Consider the following 18582-nt stretch of genomic DNA (forward strand, 5'->3'; position numbering starts at 1 on the left):
ACAGATCAAGTCCTATTATCGGTAGCCGCGAGAACGCGCGTTTGGGCAGATAAACAAGGCGAACGATCGGCCGGGCGACTTCCAGCCCTCCCCGTTTTCCGCCCGCGTGGGTCGACTAGAAGGGGGTAAGCTTCAGCGGTGAAAACCAACGCGTACCTGTTCTTCCGAGACGGCCGGCCTGGCGCGCAGGCGACGGCGACCGCGATGGCCTTTGAGTAAGCGGATCGAGATTTTTCACCTGAACGGCGCGGATGCAGGCATGTGGCGCTCTGCGGACATCGTGTTTTCATCCGATTCCAATGCGCCCGGCAGAGGTTCGAAGTCAGACCTGCTTGGCTTCATTCAGGACTTTCGCGAACGCGTCGGCGATTACTTTTTCGTCGTACTCCACAGACACAAGCTGAAAGCCGTCGCGCACGAGCTCGCGCGAGCGTTCAACGGTTCCCGCGAACGCACATGCGATCTTTCCCTTCGCGCGGGAGCGGCGGGCAACATCGAGAGTGGCGTTCCGCACTGCGCTTCCGTTTGGATCCATGATTCCGCTGCACAAGGCGAGCGAGAGGTCAGCAGGACCGACCAGAACGCCGTCGAGGCCGGGAACATTCAGGATTTCATCGAGGACATCGAGAGCCTCGCGTGTCTCGCACATGGCGATCGCCAACGTATTCCCGTTGGCAGACTGAACGAATACTTGGTCATCGGTTGCACTAGGGTCAGGACTCGTTAAATCACAGCCAGAAGATAACGGCTGCGGCGATGCATATGCTTGAGAAGAATGTGTGGGCGCAGCGGTCGTATCTGGTGTGAATTCTCGGCCAGTCCTTGAGCCTGCCGAACATGTTTTCGATCCTGTGGCGCTTTTTGTAGAGCGTCGGATCGTGCGGGATCGGCACCTTGCGGTTTGCCCGCGATGGAATGCAGGCCGTTATTTTGCGTTGCGCCAACGCGTCTCGAAACCAGTCAGCGTCATAGCCCTTGTCGGCCAGAAGCGTCTTTGCCTTGGGGAAAGCATGCAGCATCTGCGCGGCACCTTTGTAGTCGCTCATCTGTCCTTCGCTCAGAAGTAGGATCAACGGCCGACCGTGACCATCGCAGACAGCATGCAGCTTGGAGTTCAACCCGCCTTTGGTGCGTCCGATACGTCGGGGAACATCCCCTTTTTTAGCAGACTGGCTGCGGTGCGATGGGCCTTCAAATGAGTGGCATCGATCATCAATTGCTCAGGCTTACCCCGCTTTGCAGTCAGTTCGGCCAGAATGCGATTGAACACACCGAGCCTGCTCCAGCGGATGAAGCGGTTATAGATCGTCTTGTGCGGCCCATACTCCTTTGGAGCGTTGCGCCATCGCAACCCATTACGCAGAACGAAGATGATGCCGCTCAAAACAAGCCTATCATCAACGCGTGGAACGCCATGCGATAGCGGAAAATATGGCTCGATACGGCGCATTTGCGCATCCGATAACAACATCAAATCACTCATGGCGGTCCCTCCGTTCGATCCCAGTGAATCAAAACCGAGGAAACCTCGCAAGAAGCATGCATCGGCGCTAATGGGTACAATTTTCAGATCGTGTCGTTGGGCATTTAGCTGCACCTAATTTGAGATTATTCGGTGCGATTTTCCGTGCCGGACGCCTTCCAGTTCGGCAATAACCCTCTGTAATACGCGGGAATTTTCTGATGGAAGTTTGGTGATAGGCAGCCATCTTTGCCCCGGCGGCGAATCTCATATTAAGTGCCAAAAAACGAAGCCAGAATCTCGAATTAATGCCAAGTCTGAAATTAAGTAGCGGGCTATCTTGTTGAAACTGTTAGAACTAGACTCACGATCAAATGCAAAACGACACCACACTGACCAGGCTGAAAAGGCACCAAGGCGGTAGTTTCGAATGCGGCCGCTGCATTCGCCCGATCGAGAGTCATTATTATGTAACATCAGCAGCTTCGTGAATTCTGGAAGCCGAAACTATTGGGGTCGTGAGTTCAGGTCCGTTCAAAGCGCACTCGATCGAGGAGCTGTTTCCGCGGAGGCAAACGCGCTGTACCCTCGGTTTACTTCGGCCATTTATTCTTGGTCTCTTCCAAACCAACCAAGGGACACCAGTATCTGAACCGCGGGGGCGAGATATTGCCTCACGTCCGATTATTTGGTGCAGCTCGTCAACACTTTCGCGAACGTCTAGAACGCAGTCGGCCAGCCGGAACAGAACGCCAGGTGAGCCCTCGCTATATCTTAACAATCGGAGCTCTGGTGGCGCCAGTCCAGCCGGCAATACCGACTTGCGCGGGCTCGGGTGGCCTCATTGACGGGCAGTAAGTGAAGTCCGCGACTGCCACTTATCAGACCATCTTATTTGTCGTATCAGTTGCACCACCGTCGCTTTTGATCGTGTGTATTGGATCTTCCGAGGTGCTTATGCTGAAACAATATATTGTCCTTCCGGCGCACGGATTTCGGTCGCCGGTCCTTGCTCAGGCCGCGGCGCTCAGGCTGACAATACCCTTTGCTGCCGCCGCCGGTGGAACGGCCGCCCTCACCAGGGAGGCGATGAGCAAGGTCGAAGTTGTCGACTCGGTCAGCGTCGATGGGCCAAAGCTTGTCGAGATGACGCCTGAGACGGAGTTGGAGCTTCGACTGGAGGAGCCCGCCCTCAAGATCGTTCCCCTCATTACCTATGAAAAGATGCGGGCCATCTACAAGGTGAAGCGAGCAGCGGCGGCCGCGGTTGTTGCGCAACCAGGCCAAGGTGCCGTGCTTCGCGTCGAGGATACCGATGGAAACTCGCTTTCCGGCGCCCGGGTTGTAGCATTCACCAATTTCCGTACCAGGGCCGGAGATGACGGCTCGACAGACGCCAATGGCGAGATCCGATTGCGAATTGCGCCCGGCGTAAAGCTTGAGCGCATCTACGTCTATGGCCCCGCCTGCCACTGGGGGCGCTTTGAGCGCAATTTCACGCTGGCGGCAGGCGCGATCGTGCAGCTTGAAACGATCGATCTTTCAAACCAGCTGCTTGCCCTACGGCGGTTTCGCGACGTTCTTCCCGCGACGGCGGGTGACGGGGTCGTTGTTGGCATCGTCGATACCGGCATCGACCCGAACCACCCCCTCTTACCCAATATTTCGGGAGGGGCAAACATGGTTCTTGAGGAAACGAAGGACGATCCTGGCGAGATCGCCGACTGGGGGCCGGCCGCTGTCGAAGGCGAACACGGCACGCATGTGGCAGGGATCGTTGGTGCCAGACCGACGGTTGACATCGACCTCGCCGGCGTCGCGCCCGGCGTTACGCTGAGAAGCTACCGGGTCTTTCCCCATAACGGTGGAGACGCGACCAACTACGACATCATGAATGCAATCGATCGGGCTGTTCAGGATGGATGCAACATCATCAATCTTAGCCTTGGCGGCGGCGAGGAGGACGAGGCGATCAGAGCGGCAATTGGATCGGCACTTGACAGCGGCGTCCTGGTAATAGCCGCCGCCGGCAATGACGGCCGAAAGCCGGTGAGCTATCCTGCCGCGCTGCCGTTCTGTATCGCTGTTACGGCGATGGGATGGACGAATTCGTTTCCGGCAGCGTCTTCGGAGGCTGGAGATGTCGCTAGGCCATACGGAGGGGAGAATACTTTCGTGGGCGCATTTTCGAATTTTGGACCGCAAATTGATCTGACGGGGCCTGGTGTCGGCGTTGTCTCGACCTTGCCTGGAGGGACATTCGGCGCGATGAGTGGAACCTCGATGGCAAGTCCCGCATTGGCTGGCTATGCGGCCTATCTTTTGGGGCAGGATGCGACTATATTAGGCTTGAACGGTGCCGAAAAAAGCACCGCGCTTAGAGACAAGCTCTTCGGCTCGGCGACACCGCTTGGTTTTGGCCGGGATTTCGAGGGCTTCGGACTTCCAGGATAGGATGATCATGAGCGACATGGTTATGCAACAAGTGATATTGAGGAAGAACAGCCCGACAGGGCCGTCCTCGAATGAAACCGCCGAGAAGATCGGGCGGGCCGGTGCGACCGTCGTTGACCAGAAGGCGTCCTCACTGTTGATCGAGGGCGATGAGGAGACCATCCGCTCGGTAACCAAGAGCCTGAACGGATGGATCACCATCCCGATGAAACGCTACTCCGTTCCCGATACGCGAAAGAAGGCCGGCTGATCGTCTTAGCCGATTTTTTCAGGAACGTTTCAGTCGCGTTGGCGACCTCGACCAAGGGTTTCGGTGGGTCAATCCGTCGGTTCATAGCGTCGATTACCATTCCCCTTAGTTTTCCGCCACACGAGGCCTCTGCTCTGCAAGTTGAGGTGGCGCGCCGCTATACAACCGTCGCAAATGTATATTAGACTTCGTCATCGTTGAGCAGGGGATGGCGATGACGGATCTGGAAACGAGACTGCAGCGGCTTCGTGCGCTGAATGCTGCCAGTGGATCGCAGGACAGGGAACTCGCAGAGGAACGAGCCGACCTTGCACCAAAAACGCTGGCTTCTCCCAAACTTGCGGTCCAGCGTGATCTCAACGCGGAACCCGAACCGAAGGAGCATCGCGCTCTTCTTGCCGAGATCACCAAAGAGAGCATCATCCTTCGACGGGAGCGGCCGATCCTGGCCATCCGGGAAAACAAGGCGGAGTTGGTCTTCAAGGACCAGGCCGACAGCGAAATCTGGAAGCAACGCCTGACCGATGCCGCGCCCGCCCTTGATATTGCCATTCGCGCCGCCGGCCGCATCGAACTTTCGGGCGCCGAGTTCGACTGGGTCGGGACCGGCTGGCTTGTACGCAACGATATCATTGTCACCAACCGCCACGTCGCCGAAGAGTTCTCCGAACACAATGGCAGCGGATTCGTCTTCAAGCAGGGCACAGACGGCCCGATGAAGGCCGGCGTCGATTTCCTGGAGGAGATCGACAATCCCGATGAACTGGTTTTCCGTCTTCTGAAGCCTCTCTACATCGAAGAGGAGCCGGGACCTGACGTCGCGTTCTTTCAGGTCGAACTCGTGAGCGGCGATGCGAAGCTGGCCGATCCCATTCCTCTGGCGGCAAATCCCGGCACGTCCCACGGTGTCGCGGTAATCGGCTATCCAGCATTCGACAGCAGGATCCCGGACGTGGATCTGATGGAAGATCTCTACGGCAGGGTCTATAACAAGAAGCGGCTCGCCCCTGGTGCAATCACCGCAGTCAAAGACGGCAAGCTTCTCCACAATTGCACGACCCTTGGTGGAAATTCGGGCTCCTGCGTGCTTGATCTTTCAAGCGGCGAGGCGTTCGGCCTGCATTTCAGTGGCCGGTTCATGGCGACGAACTATGGTGTTCCAGCCGATACGATCCGCAGCCTTCTTGCCAAGGTCCTGAAGCCGCATGCAGCAAATAGAACCACCAGGCGCGATACCAGAGTCGAAGTGTCCCATGGATCGCAAAACACATCCTCGACGGTCCAGGATCATACGATTGCGCTTGCGACGGCGTCCGTGACCATTCCGGTGACGGTGTCGATCAGCGTCGGCCAGCCGGTTGCCTATCAACCTTCGCAGCCGATCCCGCGCAGAGGGCCTGACATCACGCAGACGGCGGACCTTGACGGCGAGGAGGCAGCGGTTGCCGACTACCGTGATCGCAAGGGATACCGCGCGGCGTTTCTCCACGCCGACGATTCAGATGACATGGACGATGATCACGAGGCGAATGAAGCCTCCGTCGCCTTGCCGGTGGTCACCGGTGAAGCAGCCAAGGACGTGTTGTCGTTCCAATACGAGGGTAAGGCCGAAACTACGCTGCGCTACCAGCATTTCTCGGTGGTGATGAGCGAGAGCCGCCGCATGTGCTTTTTCAGTGCGGTCAATATCAATGGTTCGCTTGCCAAGAAGACCAAGCGTCCAAGCTGGCGGTGGGATCCTCGCATCCCGCGCGCGCAGCAGATCATGAACGAATGTTACGGCGATCCGCCAAGGTTCAGCCGTGGCCATATGACCCGCAGGGAAGACCCGGCCTGGGGCGAGCCGGATATCGCTACCCGCGGCAACGCGGATTCCATGCATGTGACCAATGCCACGCCGCAGATGCAATCGTTCAATTCACCGGTCTGGCTGGAACTCGAAGATTACGCTCTCGGACATGCCCGTCAGGACAGGATGCGGATTTCGGTCTTCACCGGACCGTACTTCACCGACAAGGATCCCGAGCTATACGGCGTGAGAATTCCATTGCGCTTCTGGAAGATCATTGCCTTCATTCACGATGACACCGGCAAGCTGTGTGCGACCGGTTACGAAATGGGCCAGGAACCCGACTTGCTGCCGGAGGAGGAGTTTGTGTTCGGGCCTTTTGCCTCAAGCCACGTCGACGGTGTGATCCAGACCCGGATTGCGACAATCCAGGCGAGGACCCAAATCGACTTCGGTCAGCTTGTCGCCGTGGATCCCCTGGCGGGGGATGACGAGGCACGCTTCGACAGGTCGCCGCGCCAGATCGCGGATCTCACCGATATCCGCTTCGTGCGGTAGCACCGGGGTGCTGGGGGTAGGGACAACGAGCGGGACAGTCATCCGTCCCGCGCCTACGCTCTATCATGACTTGCGGCGGCCTGCCAATGCAGGGCCGCCAACCCGGCGATGTGGGGGCATGCCATGCTGGTGCCGCCCAAGGCCTCCAATGCATCTTTCCTGGTCTTGTATCTTCCCGGGCGAAACGATACCGACGCCCAGACCGACCAGCGTCGGATTGGAAACGGCGCGACCGTCAGCCCGTCGTCCGCCTCCATGACGGCGCCGACCGAAATCACGCCGATGGCTGCAGAAAGGCTCGACCGCTGGATTACAAGGGTTTTGCCGCGTCCCGGCCGCTTTCATTGCCGGCTGCCGCCAACGACGACGGCGGAACGGCCAATCGATTGCTGGCGCCTGTTCATCTCCAGCAGCGCATTCGAACAGGCGAATGAAGGTTTCGAGCGCTTGAGAGGTCGCTGCTTCTGGTGCGTACCCTTTTTCCACCAGCCACTCGCAATAGCTCGGGAAATCGAAGCCGAGCGACGTCGAGATCACGTTTGCACCGCTCGAAAGCGCCCACTGGAACCCCTCCAGCAATGACCCCAAACCGCGGCTGGGACCCGGGCAGCACTGCTCGCCGTTGCGCAAGACGACGTCATCAGGCGCTACATCTTCGACCGCGATGCCCTGTGGTCCCGAGTAATCTGGAATCTGGAAGAGCATCTGAGATATTCGGATCTCAGGGCCTGTGCCATTGCGCCTTCAAGCCCGCTTCTTGCGATTGGTGCCGATGAAAGCACCATCGTCCTTCTGGACACCCGCGACGGGCAGGCCGTGCAGCAGATCGACACCACCGCGACGCTTCCGGGCGAGGTCCCGGGATTGGTTTTCCTCGATGACAAGACGCTCGTTGCGGTCGGTCCGAGGGACAGGTCGTGTATCTCCCGGCCTAGTCGAAGCGGGACCTGCAATCAGGCGCTTTTCAGCTTGCCCGGCAACCGGTATCCCGACCCATTCTGCGGATGTGCATCGTTGAGCGGCGGTGACAATGCCAGGGAGACGGCCTCAGCATTCAATGCGGAAACTGGTAGTTATAAGCGACAAGCCGGGCCCTGGCTTTGGCAAGCTCATTCTCCGTAAAGAGCGAACGCCACTTGCTGTTGTCGAGCACCAGTGCCTCCACGGTGAGATCGAGCCTGTTGCGCTCCCAAAGGTTCGTGTATCCCTCGGAAGGTGACGTGGCATTTATGAGATAGCGCGCCGTTGCAAGCCCCCCGCGATCATTCAGCATACCCAGAAAAACGTTGGCATTGTATCTGGCCTCGGTCTTGGCCCGCTGGTAGATCGACATCATTGCCGTGTCGAACTGCCTCTCGAGATTTGTGGTCATCAAAGCTTCCCCATCGCGCCTGCCTGAATAGCCAGCTTCAGATAGCCGCACAACACCAAACCAGCCGGACGCGAACACCTATTTCCATCGCCGGTCCTGTACACGTTGATTGAAATCTCGTAGTTCAGTCGCTTCCGAGCGAATGCCAACGCGATGTGGCCGCGCGACCTTGCGACGTTATAGGACCGTGCTGTTTGCGTCGCTGGTATCCAAATCTTCCTCAGCGCTTAGCCGAATGTGGCGACGGGACGCCGGTTTCGCATCCCTGCAAGGCGATCAATGAATCGTAATCTGGGGAACGTATCTCACCAAATTGTCAAAGTGCCCGCTAGCTCAACTCGGTAGCGCGCATCCTCGTTGGGCTTTTTCCAAATGTCTGGGAGAAGGCGCGGGAGAAGTGGGAGGCGTTTTCAAAGCCGACTTCGAGCGCTACTTCGATCAAGGAGGCTTTAGTCTTGATGAGCAGTTGCTTGGCGCGTTCCATCCGCACCCGTCGGTAGACGAGGGCGGGGGAGCTTTTGGTTTCCCCCATAAACAGGCGCTCGAGCTGTCGTCTGGAGAGCCCGACCGATGCGGCGAGTTCCTCGATCGGCAATCGACCCTCGATATGCTGCTCCATCATGATCAGCACGGCCCTAATCCTTGGATCCTTGCACTCGATGGAGAGCGGCTTGCGGGTCTGGATGGCAAGCGCGGTTCGCGCCTTTTCAATGTGGAGAACCTCGAGCGCATTGCGCTCGGCTTCCTTGCTGATGTGACGACGGACGATCAATGCCGCCATGTCGGCGGCGCTGCTGCCGCCGGCGCAGGAGCCCCTTGTCCGGTCGAGGTTGAAAATCCGATCGGACCGAACCTGGTGGTCGGGGAAGCGCTCGCGAAACGTGTTGTAGTGCAGCCAACTGACGCAGGTCCGGTGCTCCTTCATCAGGCCGATTTCGGCAAGGATGAAGGAGCCGGTGCACACACCGATCAGCTTGACCTTTTTTGTCGATGCCTTCTTCAGGAAGTCGACCGTTTCCTGGTCGACGGATGGACCGTTGTTGAGCAGACCGCCGACCACGACAATGTACTGGAACTGGCTGGGATCAACGAAGTCCGATGTCGGCGCGAGCTTGACGCCGCAACTGGACGTTGTCAGATGCCGCGTGCTGCCGAGCACCTCCCAGTCGGCCAGTACCCGGCCTGACCTGTCGAATTCGTCGCTCGCCAGGCGGAGCGTGTCGACGAAGAGGGCGAAGGCAGAGAGCGTGAACGATTTCGCGAGCACGAAACCGATCTTCAGCCGGTCGACAGGCGCGTTTGGCTCCAACGATTTCATCTCAACTCCACCGCGCTTTGGCCTTTATCTGATCTGGAAACCGTGCGCCAAAGGATCTCGATCGTCTACAAAGATCGTATTGTGGCCGATGATGCGTGCCCAGCCGCCGACACTCGGCTTGATGCCGTGGAACGGACCGACGTCGACCTCTGCCTCAATGCGCCCTTCAAAGACCGTACCAATCAGGCTTTCCTGGCGGAAGGTCTCGCCGGCAGGCAAGCGACCTTTGCCGTGAAGCTGGGCCATGCGTGCCGAGGTGCCGGTACCCCCAGGAGACCGGTCGATGGCCTTGTCGCCGTAGAAGACAGCGCCACGCCCGTCGGCTTTGTCGCTGGTCGGCGTGTCGCACCACAGAGCGTGATGCACGCCCCTGATCCTTGGGTCATCCGGATGTTCCGGATCGCAGATCTTGGCCAATGCGTCGCGCAGTTTGACGCTGAGATCGACGATATCGCTGGCGGACATGCCGCCCAGTCCCGACCACGCGGCCTGCGGCTCCACCACGGCGTAGTAATTCCCACCATAGGCGATATCGACGATCAGGCGCCCGATGCCTGCGACATCGACGGCAATGTCTGCGGCGTGGAGATAGCTCGGCACGTTGAACATCCGCACCGATTCCACGAATTCGCCGGGCTTCTCATACTGGATATCGACACGGCCCGCCGGGGTCTCGATGGAAAGCCTGCCTTCTACCCGCGGCGTGATCAGGCCTTCCTCGATGCCGGCGGTCACGAGACCGATCGTGCCGGCGCCACACATCGGCAGGCATCCGCTGACTTCGATGAAGATGACCGCGAAGTCGCAATCCTCGCGATAGGCCGGATAGATGATCGCGCCGGACATGATGTCATGGCCTCGCGGTTCAAACATCAGAGCCTGTCGCACCCAGTCATGATCGCGGACAAACAGTTCCCGGCGCTCAGTGATCGGAAGATGCGGAAGAAGCGGGCCGCCCGCGGCAACGAGACGGACCGGATTGCCGCAGGTGTGGCTGTCAATGCAGAAGAAGCTGCGCCGCATGATAAGACCTTTCGAATATGTCAGTTTCCGGCCGTAGCCGGTGCTTTGCGCTGAAGGGCACCACGCGACAGCCGGTCGAGGAAGATTGCGACCGCGACGATGGCAAGGCCCGCACGAAGGCCAAGCCCCATTTCCATTCGTGTCAGGCCGCGCGTCACCTCGGCACCAAGACCACCCGCTCCGACGAGACCTGCAAGAACGACGATGGCGAGCGATAGAAGAATGCACTGGTTCAGCCCCACCAGCAGTGTTGGCGTCGCCGCGGGGATTTCGATCTTGAACAGGATGGCGCGGGGCGAGGCGCCTGTGGCCTGCCCGAGTTCCAGCAGGTCCTTCGGAACCTGACTGAAGGCCAGCGTCGTCAATCGCAGCATCGGTGGCACGCCGTAGACGATCGTGGCGATGATGGCAGGCACGCGGCCGAGGCTGAAGATCATCACGGCAGGGATGAGATAAACCCAAGGCGGGACCGTCTGCATGATGTCGAGCACGGGACGGATGGCCGCCTCGAACTTGCGGTAACGGGATGCCAGGATGCCGAGCGGAAACGCAATCAACACCGAAATACACACCGACACCGTCACCAGAGCGAGCGTCTGCATCGATGCCTCCCACAGGCCCGCCAGAAAGCAGAAGGTCAGCGCGATCGCGCTGGTTACCGCGACGCGAACATTAACGACGACGGCAGCGAAAACCACGGCAATGAGGATGACCGCGTAGAAGGGCAGGTAAAGCAGGCTCGATTCAAGGCCGCCCAGAACGGCCTCGATCACTTTCGTCACCATGTCGAAAAAGGGATGGAAATTGGCGTTCAGCCAGTCGATGACCGGGGCGAGGTAAGCGCCGGGGGAGAAACGAACAAGGTCCAGGTCCATCACTTGCCTCCATTGGCGCGGCGCGCCGCACTCTGGGTCAGTCGGTCGATCACCATGGTGAGGATGACGATGGCGATGGCGGCGTTGATCGAGGTGGCGATATCGAGCGTTCTCACCGCGCTGTAGATGGTTTCGCCAAGCCCGCCGGAACCGACGATGCCTGCGATCACCACCATCCCAAACGCCATCATCAGGCTCTGGTTGATCCCTGCCATGACGCTCGGGATTGCGAAGGGCAGCCTGATCTTGACGAACATCTGCCACGGCGTCAGGCCACTTGCCTGCCCGAGCTCGATGAACTCGCGCGGGGTTCGGCGGATGCCGAGCGATGTCAGGCGGATTGCCGGAGGCATGGCAACGATGACGGTCGCCAGAAGAGCCGTGGCCGGTCCGTATCCCATCAAAGCGATCGCCGGCAGAAGGTAGATGTAGGGCGGAAGGGTCTGGATGAGATCGAGGATCGGTTCGACGAACCTGTCGAAAGATTTGACGAAGCCGGCCACGACGCCAAGAGGGATACCGATGAGCAGCGCCATGAACGTGGCCGTGATCACCAGGGCCAGCGTGCTCATGGTCTCGGCCCACAGTCCCATCACCGCGCATCCGAGCAGGGCGACGCCTACCAGAAGCCCGGCCGGCACGTTGATCAGCCGCCATCCCAGCGCCGCCGCGACAAGGGCGATCACATAGAATGGTGGAAGCTGCACGAGCCAGAGGACGCCGTCATAGGTGCCCTCCAGAACGGCGCGGATGCTGTCGAATAGCCACGAGGCATTGTCGCTGATCCAGTTCAGCGCATCGTCGATCTTCTCGTCGAAGCTGTCAGTGATGAGGGACGTGTCCATGACCATCTCCGATCTATGCCGCAGCGGGCACGGTGGCGGGACTGCCGGCGACACCACAGAGCAGGCCACGTATCGTAACGATGCCGACCACCTTGCCACCCTCGACAACAGCGACGGCATCGCGGCTCGATTGCATGGTCAGTTCGATCAGGGCGCCGATATCCGCTTCGGGCGTGGTGCGGAGCAGCGAGCCAACATCGACATTCGGGTGGCTGCGCGTGTATTCGGCAACCGGCATCATGACGGAGTGCGCCTTGACCAGATGAATCCTGGAAATCCCGGCAACGAACTCGGCGACGTAGTCGTCCGCAGGCTTGGTCACGATCTCCTCGGCATTACCGACCTGGACGATGACCCCGTCCTTCATGATGGCGATGCGGTCACCGATCCGGATGGCTTCCTCAAGATCGTGGGTGATGAACACGGCCGACTTTCCAAGCGACTTGGTCAGTTGCCGGAATTCGTCCTGAAGCTGGCGGCGGATCAGCGGATCGAGCGCGCTGAATGGTTCGTCCATCAGGATGATCTCGGGATCGGCGGCGATGGCGCGGGCAAGGCCGACGCGCTGCTGCATGCCGCCGGACAATTCGGAAGGGTATCGTGTCGTCCAGTCGGACAGGCCAACCTTGTCCAGCGCCGCGCGGGCTGTCTTGTATCGTTCTTCCTTGCCGACGCCGCGAACCTCAAGTCCGAAGGCGGCATTCTCCAGAACGGTGCGGTGCGGAAGCAGGGCGACGCTCTGGAAAACCATCCCGATGTTGCGGGCACGAATGTCGCGGAGTTCGGCGGCATTCAGGGCGGAGATGTCCTTGCCCTTGACGAGGATCTTGCCAAGGCTCGGTTCGATCAGTCTGTTGAGCAGCCGGATGAGCGTGGACTTGCCGCTGCCCGACAGTCCCATGATACAGAAGATCTCGCCGCGCCTAACCTGAAGGTTGGCGTCCGAGACGCCGACGACGCAGTCGTAGTCCGTCAGGATCTGTTTCTTGGACAAGCCGTCTGTCTTTACCGCCTCGACGGCCGCCTTGGCCTTGGCTCCGAATATCTTCCAGACCGACTGGCAGTCGATCAGGATATCGCCGGCATCATTCATTGACATGGTCATAGCGTTCCCCGCGAGCCGGTTTGATACCGGCATTCTCATTCGTGGAATGTGGAGCCGGGCCGCCAAACATGTGGAGGCCCGGCATTCGGCTTTATTCGGTGGCGATGTTTTCCCAGCGCTTCAGGAGGTCGGCATGGCTGTCGGTCCAGTCCTTGATCGCCTCGTCCATCGTCTTGCCGTCGTTGACGGCGCTGTTGATCGCGGTGATGTCGGCAAGCGGAACATAAACGCTGGCAATCACTTCACGGGCGTGCGGGTTCTCCGCGGAAAAGCCCTTTTGCCCGATCCAGTAGTAGCTCTGCGGTGGAGGGAAGACGCCTTTGGGGTCCTGAAGGAACTTGACGTCGTATTTCTGCATCATCCAGGACGGCTCCCAGATCGTCACGGCAATCCATTCCTTGCGATCGGTGGCGGACTTCAGCGCGGCGGTCATCGCGGCCGTACTGCCTTCGACGAGCTGCAGCTTGAGATCATAAGCCTTCACGGAATTGGCCGTGTCCCTCATCAGGCCCGAGCCCGGCTCGATACCGACGATCTTTCCGCCGAACTTGTCGGCATTGTCGTTCAGCTGATCCATGGAATCGATGGTGACATACTTCGGAACAGCGACGCCTTGGAACAGGCCGTGCGAGACCGGCGAAATCTTTTCGAGGCGCTTCTTGTTCTTGTCCCAGTAATCCTGCGCGACGTAGTCCGTCTGCGAGGCGAGGATCTGGACGTCACCCTTGCCCAGGGCGGCATAGGCGATGCCCCACTCGGAGAACGGGACGACCTTTACGGTGTAGCCGGAATCTTCGAGTACTTTCTTGGTGATCCCGGTGATCGGTGTCAAGTCTTCCCAGGACATCGTGCCGATGGTGATGGTCTTTTCTTCCGCATGCGCCGACATGACGGTCATCCCGATCATCGCCGCTGCGCAGAATGCTTTCCACAGAGTCTTCATTTCTCGCTCCTAATTTTGCGTTCCCATTATCGTTGAAGCCTCGCGCTGGGCTCAGTCTTCACATTGCGCGGCGAGGGATCATCCCTCGCGGCCTGCACGCAATTCCTGCAAACGGATCACGGAATTGATGCCGAGCCAGGCGAACGGCTCCGGCGGCAGCCGGGAGGGCTGCGCGTGATCCATGTATTCTTCTAGTTCTCGGGAGGTCGTACCGGTGGCGAGGTCGGCAGCCATCATGCCCGCAAGGGTGCTTTTGACCGTACCGAGGCCATTTTCGCAGCAGGCCGAATAGAGCCCCTCGTCGATCTCGCCAAAGGCCGGGACATGGTTGCGGCTCAGGCAAAGGCGGCCGGCCCAGCTGTATTCGAACGGCACTTCGGCAAGGCCCGGAAACCGGGCGTCGAAGGAGCGGCGATGCTCGCTCGCCATCTTCGCCATACGCCGTTCGCTGACGCTTACCGTTGTGTCGTAGGTATATTTCGTCCGGATCACGATCCGCGACTGCCCGCCAGTGGTAAGCTTGCGCACAGTGGCGCCCATCGCGTCGGCGGGAAGAAGAGCCCACTTGTCGCGACCTGATTTTTCCTTGCCCACGCCATCGGCATCGAAGGGTGCGGTCATCGAGGCGTAGGCGAAGATGTGCATCAGCCTGCCGCCGAAGTGACCGAAATCCTCGATATGGCCGTTGACGGCGACGATGACCCTGGGGGCCGTGACCGTTCCGCGCAACGAAATGGCAGTCCAGGTTCCGCCCTCGCGCTTCAACCCGGTCACGGGCGAGCGCTCGTACACATCGACGCTTTCCGACAGCCCGGCGGCGAAGCTGCGGATATAGTCGGCCGGCTGGATGAGGACCGCGCCGGGCGTGTAGAGCCCGCTCAGATAATAGTCCGACCCGGTGATGTCGCGCATTTCACGGGCGTCGAGAAACACATGCTTCTCGCCCGCACCCTTCAGCGATTGCCCGAACGCCATGTTCAGCTTCATGCCGCGCGCGGTTGCGGCAGCATTGATCTTGCCCGAGGGATCGAAGGTCTCGCGGGGCATTTCGTATTCATCGGCCGCTTGCGCTGCAAAGGCGATCGCGGAGCGGTTCTGCGCCATCTCCATCTGTGTGGCATCGACGCTGCCGCTTGAATATTCACTGGACGAGAGGTTGTGCGGGACGTCGATCATGAAGCCCGAGTTTCGTCCCGAAGTGCCTTTCCCCAATTCACTAGCCTCAAGGATGACGACCTTGTCCTGTGGACGACGCTCTTTCAGGCGGCGGGCCGCGGACAATCCCGCGAAGCCCGCGCCGATCACCAACCAGTCCGCGGTCACGTTGCCTTCCAGGCTCCGGACTGGAAACGGTCGCTTGCTGATCGCCTCCCAGCCCGAGACGCCGTTTTCAAAAGGCAAGCGCTTGACGGACTTGGTGATCATCGGATCGTCTCGTCCACGGAGCGCTCGGAGATATCGATCCAGATCGTCTTCAGTTCACAGTAGTTGTCGTGGGCGAAGATCGACTTGTCGCGGCCGCCAAAACCCGATTCCTTGTAGCCGCCGAAGGGCGTCGAGGCGTCACCTTCGCCGAAGCAGTTGACGGTGACCAGGCCTGCCCGGATTTCGCGCGACAGCTTGATCGCCTTGCGCAGACTGCCGGTATAAACCGAAGCGGTGAGGCCATAATTGGTGTCGTTGGCCAGCTTCACGGCTTCCGCCAACGTTTCGAACGTGGTTACCGACAGGATCGGCCCGAAGATCTCCTCCTGGAAAAGGCGGCTCGCAGGGGTGACGCCATCGACGACGGTAGGTTCGATGAAGATGCCCTTCAGGGTCTCGCCGCCATGGGTGAGCGATAGCTTCTCCTTCTTCACGTCGTCGAGGAAGGATTTGACCTTGTCGAAGTGCGACTTGCTGACCAGAGCGCCGATGCGATTTTCTGGATCCAGCGGATCGCCGGTTTTCCATTCGCGCAGATAGGCGCCGATACGTTCGAGCAACTCATCCTTGATCTTGCTGTCGACGATCAGGCGAGACGTCGCCGAGCAATTCTCGCCCATGTTCCAGAAAGCACCGTTGACGACCTGCTCGGCAACGAGGTCGAGGTCTTCGGCATCATCGAGGACGACGGCCGGGTTCTTGCCGCCGCATTCGAGCACGACCTTCTTGAGGTTTGAATCCGCCGAGTAACGCAGGAAGCGACGTCCGGTCGGCGTCGATCCGGTAAAGGCGACCATATCGATATCCATGTGCAGGCCGATCGGCTCACCGACGTCCTTGCCGCTGCCGGTGACGACATTGAAGACGCCCGCGGGGATGCCGGCCTCGAGAGCCAGTTCTGCAACACGAAGGGTGGTAAGTGTGGTTTCCTGCGCGGGCTTGACGATGACGGAGCATCCCGATGCAAGCGCAGGTCCGATCTTCCAGGCGAGCATCAAGAGCGGGAAGTTCCAGGGCAGCACGCAGCCGACGACGCCGATCGGTTCGCGCACCACCATGGCAAGGGCATTCGGCCCGACCGGGTTGGTGTTGTCGTAAAGCTTGTCGATGAGTTCGGCATGGAAGCGGATCGTGTGGATCGTGTCCGCCACATCGACTGTCTGGCATTCGCGCACCGGCTTGCCACTGTCGATGCTTTCCATAACGGCGAGCTCGTGGCGGTTTTCCTCCAGGAGCTTGGCGAGTTTGAGGAGGGCCGCCTTCCGGTCGCCGGGAGGCAACAAACGCCAGCGACCGTCGTCGAACGCCGTTTTCGCATTTGCAACCGCATCATCGACATCAACAGCGTCACAGGCCGCGATCTCGGCTAGCGTCTCGCCGGTCGCAGGGTTCGTCGTCGTGAATGTCTTGCCGGATTTCGCCGGGCGGAAGGCGCCATCGATAAAGGCGTTGGTCGGCAAATGAAGGTTGGCGGCGATTGCCTTGTATTCGGCCGCGTTCAAGGGTTCATGCATTGTTGGCTCCCGACGTGATTTGGGCAACCGTGCGCTTTAAAGTCGCGACAACGGTTTCAAGGGTTCTTTTTTCTTCGGAATTGAGCGGGCGCAGTGGCGCGCGCACGGACCCTGTCTTCAGGCCGATGATCTCGCATCCATGCTTGATCGACTGGACGAATTTTCCACATTCGAGGAAGTCCATCAGCGGCAGCATCGCCGTCATGATCGCGCGGCCCTTGTCGAAATTCTTTTCAAGGACGCAGGCTTCGTAGAGGGCGACATGTTCGCGCGGCAGGAAGTTGGAGCCGGCGCAGACCCAGCTTTTGGCACCCCAGGCAAAGAATTCCAGGGCCTGGTCGTCCCAGCCACAGGAAAGGCGGATATGCGGAAACTTACGCGCCAGGAGATGGACGTTGGCCATTTCGCCGGAGCTTTCCTTGATTGCCACGACGTTTTTGGACCGGCCCACGCGGGAGAAATAGTCCTCGCGCATGGTGATGCCCATGCGGGCCGGATAATTGTAGAGCATGATCGGCAGGTTGGCGGCGCGGTCGATCGTCAAGGCATGGATCGCATTCTCCTTTTCCGTCGGCAGCGCATAGGGCGGCGACGAGACCAGGATCGCGTCAGCGCCGATTTCCTTCGCAGCCTTGGCATATTCAACGGAGTCTTCGGTCCGCGTTGCACCGGTGCCGATGACAAGGGCGAGGCGTGTCCCGATGACATCCTTGGCGTAAGCGGCAAGCTCGAAGCGTTCCTGGGCGCTCTGAGCGTAATATTCGCCCGTCGATCCGCCGACGATGATGCCATGAACCTTGGCTTCGATCAGCGATTCCAGCACTGCCGCAAACCCCTTACGGTCGATCTGCCTGTCAGGCCCGAGCGGCGTGATCGCCGGGGTGTAGATGCCTTCGAATTTCATGATGACTTCTCCGTGGATTGCGTCGGCGTTACGACCAGTGCGTCCGCCTTGAGTGCTTGGGGTGCGATGAACATTTCCATGTTCTCGCGCGACAGTTCCCAGTGTTCGAACACGAGGTCGACGACAGCGTCTTCGTCACGGGCGGCGATCGCCGCGATGAACCCGTCATGATGACCGACTGATTTTCGAAGCCGCTCTTGCATGTCCGCGTTGCGGGGGCGGAAGAATGTGTGGCCGATGCGCGCATGATCGATCAGCAGCCTGCCGAGGCTCGGTTGCAGGTACTCGTTGCCCGACATCTCGCCGATGATCTCGTGAAACCGGTTGTTGGCGAGGGTCATCGAAAGCGCATCGTGCGAGATGCTCGCGGCCCGAAACTGTTCCTGGGTTGTCTGCAACTCGGACAGCTGCTTCACCTTGAAATTCCGAACCGCGAGGCGTCCGATCGCCGCGTAGATCATCGGGGCGACCAGGAAGAAGTGGCGCAGCGTCGAGTGGTTCATCGGGATGACCCGAGCGCCGCGGTTGGTGCGGATATCCACGTAGCCTTCGCCTTCCAGGCGACGGAAGACCTCCCGCACCGGGGTCCGTGACAGGCCGTATTTTTCACTCAGCGACACTTCATCCAGGTCTTCGTCCGGATCGAGTTCCATCGTCAGGATCCGGCGCTTGAGATCGTCGTAGAGTTCGCTCTTGCCGCCCTTCATCTCAAATCCCCGATGTGTGACCTGGCCCGCGCATCGCG

The 18582-nt window shown here is 59.6% G+C and carries 16 protein-coding genes and 1 pseudogene; 3 read left to right on the forward strand and 14 right to left on the reverse strand.

Annotated features, from left to right (window positions below; all coding sequences use genetic code 11):
- Positions 1–322: 322 nt before the first annotated feature.
- Positions 323–667 (reverse strand): annotated as a pseudogene (locus HJC00_RS26945) (aldolase/citrate lyase family protein); the annotation flags it as partial.
- 61 nt (positions 668–728) lie between these two features.
- Positions 729–1483, reverse strand: a protein-coding gene (locus HJC00_RS26950) for an IS5 family transposase (protein ID WP_221098863.1) whose coding sequence is annotated in 2 segments (ribosomal slippage) — positions 729–1150 and positions 1150–1483 — 756 coding nt in all. Because the reading frame shifts where the segments join, the coding sequence is not laid out codon by codon here.
- Positions 1484–2419: 936 nt separating this feature from the next.
- Here HJC00_RS26950 and HJC00_RS26955 point away from each other — a divergent pair.
- The 3 genes from HJC00_RS26955 to HJC00_RS26965 all read left to right on the forward strand — a co-directional run bounded on the left by HJC00_RS26955 (position 2420) and on the right by HJC00_RS26965 (position 6513).
- Positions 2420–3916: a S8 family serine peptidase gene (locus HJC00_RS26955; RefSeq protein WP_221135299.1), complete on the forward strand. Its 1497-nt coding sequence runs from the start codon at positions 2420–2422 to the stop codon at positions 3914–3916.
- 7 nt (positions 3917–3923) lie between these two features.
- Positions 3924–4166 (forward strand): hypothetical protein, encoded by a 243-nt coding sequence (locus tag HJC00_RS26960; protein WP_125460989.1) that lies wholly within the window; start codon positions 3924–3926, stop codon positions 4164–4166.
- 214 nt (positions 4167–4380) lie between these two features.
- Positions 4381–6513, forward strand: coding sequence for a DNA/RNA non-specific endonuclease (locus HJC00_RS26965; RefSeq protein WP_168254687.1), 2133 nt, complete (start codon positions 4381–4383; stop codon positions 6511–6513).
- A gap of 53 nt (positions 6514–6566) precedes the next feature.
- Here the strand turns inward: HJC00_RS26965 and HJC00_RS33195 are convergent, their stop codons facing one another.
- The 12 genes from HJC00_RS33195 to HJC00_RS27025 all read right to left on the reverse strand — a co-directional run bounded on the left by HJC00_RS33195 (position 6567) and on the right by HJC00_RS27025 (position 18544).
- Positions 6567–6770: a S8 family serine peptidase gene (locus tag HJC00_RS33195; protein WP_221160049.1), complete on the reverse strand. Its 204-nt coding sequence runs from the start codon at positions 6768–6770 to the stop codon at positions 6567–6569.
- Between the two features lie 797 nt (positions 6771–7567).
- On the reverse strand, positions 7568–7885 hold the full coding sequence (locus HJC00_RS26975) for a hypothetical protein (RefSeq protein WP_168254689.1): 318 nt from the start codon (positions 7883–7885) through the stop codon (positions 7568–7570).
- Positions 7886–8213: 328 nt separating this feature from the next.
- Positions 8214–9203, reverse strand: coding sequence for a GlxA family transcriptional regulator (locus tag HJC00_RS26980; protein WP_168254690.1), 990 nt, complete (start codon positions 9201–9203; stop codon positions 8214–8216).
- Positions 9204–9227: 24 nt separating this feature from the next.
- Positions 9228–10226, reverse strand: coding sequence for a 4-hydroxyproline epimerase (locus HJC00_RS26985; protein WP_168300939.1), 999 nt, complete (start codon positions 10224–10226; stop codon positions 9228–9230).
- A gap of 20 nt (positions 10227–10246) precedes the next feature.
- Positions 10247–11101, reverse strand: coding sequence for a proline/glycine betaine ABC transporter permease (locus HJC00_RS26990; protein WP_085739312.1), 855 nt, complete (start codon positions 11099–11101; stop codon positions 10247–10249).
- A complete protein-coding gene (locus HJC00_RS26995; RefSeq protein WP_168254692.1) occupies positions 11101–11946 on the reverse strand; it encodes a proline/glycine betaine ABC transporter permease in 846 nt (281 codons plus the stop codon). Before HJC00_RS26995 ends, HJC00_RS26990 begins: the two co-directional genes overlap by 1 nt.
- Before the next feature lie 13 nt (positions 11947–11959).
- The gene (locus HJC00_RS27000) at positions 11960–13051 is read right to left on the reverse strand and encodes a glycine betaine/L-proline ABC transporter ATP-binding protein (protein WP_168254693.1); all 1092 of its coding nucleotides are present in this window, start codon (positions 13049–13051) and stop codon (positions 11960–11962) included.
- Between the two features lie 91 nt (positions 13052–13142).
- Entirely contained in the window at positions 13143–13994 is an 852-nt protein-coding gene (locus HJC00_RS27005) for a glycine betaine ABC transporter substrate-binding protein (protein WP_221164858.1), read from the reverse strand.
- Positions 13995–14072: 78 nt separating this feature from the next.
- Complete coding sequence (locus HJC00_RS27010; protein ID WP_168254695.1) at positions 14073–15419, reverse strand: FAD-binding oxidoreductase; 1347 nt, start codon at positions 15417–15419, stop codon at positions 14073–14075.
- Complete coding sequence (locus tag HJC00_RS27015; RefSeq protein ID WP_168254696.1) at positions 15416–16933, reverse strand: aldehyde dehydrogenase; 1518 nt, start codon at positions 16931–16933, stop codon at positions 15416–15418. Before HJC00_RS27015 ends, HJC00_RS27010 begins: the two co-directional genes overlap by 4 nt.
- Positions 16926–17837, reverse strand: a complete 912-nt coding sequence (locus HJC00_RS27020; RefSeq protein ID WP_168254697.1) for a dihydrodipicolinate synthase family protein — start codon at positions 17835–17837, stop codon at positions 16926–16928. Before HJC00_RS27020 ends, HJC00_RS27015 begins: the two co-directional genes overlap by 8 nt.
- Positions 17834–18544 carry a GntR family transcriptional regulator gene (locus HJC00_RS27025; RefSeq protein WP_168254698.1) on the reverse strand — a complete coding sequence of 237 codons (711 nt, stop codon included), beginning with the start codon at positions 18542–18544 and terminating at the stop codon, positions 17834–17836. The genes HJC00_RS27020 and HJC00_RS27025 overlap by 4 nt, the downstream gene beginning before the upstream one ends.
- Positions 18545–18582 lie beyond the last annotated feature (38 nt).

This window comes from Rhizobium sp. NLR22b, assembly GCF_019685295.1.
In the GTDB taxonomy this organism is placed as follows: domain Bacteria; phylum Pseudomonadota; class Alphaproteobacteria; order Rhizobiales; family Rhizobiaceae; genus Rhizobium.

Excerpts from the sequence above, each read along its gene's own strand:
- HJC00_RS26955 (WP_221135299.1), top strand. The coding sequence starts at position 2,420 with ATGCTGAAACAATATATTGTCCTTCCGGCGCACGGATTTCGGTCGCCG.
- HJC00_RS26960 (WP_125460989.1), top strand. The coding sequence starts at position 3,924 with ATGAGCGACATGGTTATGCAACAAGTGATATTGAGGAAGAACAGCCCG.
- HJC00_RS26965 (WP_168254687.1), top strand. The coding sequence starts at position 4,381 with ATGACGGATCTGGAAACGAGACTGCAGCGGCTTCGTGCGCTGAATGCT.
- HJC00_RS33195 (WP_221160049.1), bottom strand. The coding sequence starts at position 6,770 with ATGGAGGCGGACGACGGGCTGACGGTCGCGCCGTTTCCAATCCGACGC.
- HJC00_RS26975 (WP_168254689.1), bottom strand. The coding sequence starts at position 7,885 with ATGACCACAAATCTCGAGAGGCAGTTCGACACGGCAATGATGTCGATC.
- HJC00_RS26980 (WP_168254690.1), bottom strand. The coding sequence starts at position 9,203 with ATGAAATCGTTGGAGCCAAACGCGCCTGTCGACCGGCTGAAGATCGGT.
- HJC00_RS26985 (WP_168300939.1), bottom strand. The coding sequence starts at position 10,226 with ATGCGGCGCAGCTTCTTCTGCATTGACAGCCACACCTGCGGCAATCCG.
- HJC00_RS26990 (WP_085739312.1), bottom strand. The coding sequence starts at position 11,101 with ATGGACCTGGACCTTGTTCGTTTCTCCCCCGGCGCTTACCTCGCCCCG.
- HJC00_RS26995 (WP_168254692.1), bottom strand. The coding sequence starts at position 11,946 with ATGGACACGTCCCTCATCACTGACAGCTTCGACGAGAAGATCGACGAT.
- HJC00_RS27000 (WP_168254693.1), bottom strand. The coding sequence starts at position 13,051 with ATGACCATGTCAATGAATGATGCCGGCGATATCCTGATCGACTGCCAG.
- HJC00_RS27005 (WP_221164858.1), bottom strand. The coding sequence starts at position 13,994 with ATGAAGACTCTGTGGAAAGCATTCTGCGCAGCGGCGATGATCGGGATG.
- HJC00_RS27010 (WP_168254695.1), bottom strand. The coding sequence starts at position 15,419 with ATGATCACCAAGTCCGTCAAGCGCTTGCCTTTTGAAAACGGCGTCTCG.
- HJC00_RS27015 (WP_168254696.1), bottom strand. The coding sequence starts at position 16,933 with ATGCATGAACCCTTGAACGCGGCCGAATACAAGGCAATCGCCGCCAAC.
- HJC00_RS27020 (WP_168254697.1), bottom strand. The coding sequence starts at position 17,837 with ATGAAATTCGAAGGCATCTACACCCCGGCGATCACGCCGCTCGGGCCT.
- HJC00_RS27025 (WP_168254698.1), bottom strand. The coding sequence starts at position 18,544 with ATGAAGGGCGGCAAGAGCGAACTCTACGACGATCTCAAGCGCCGGATC.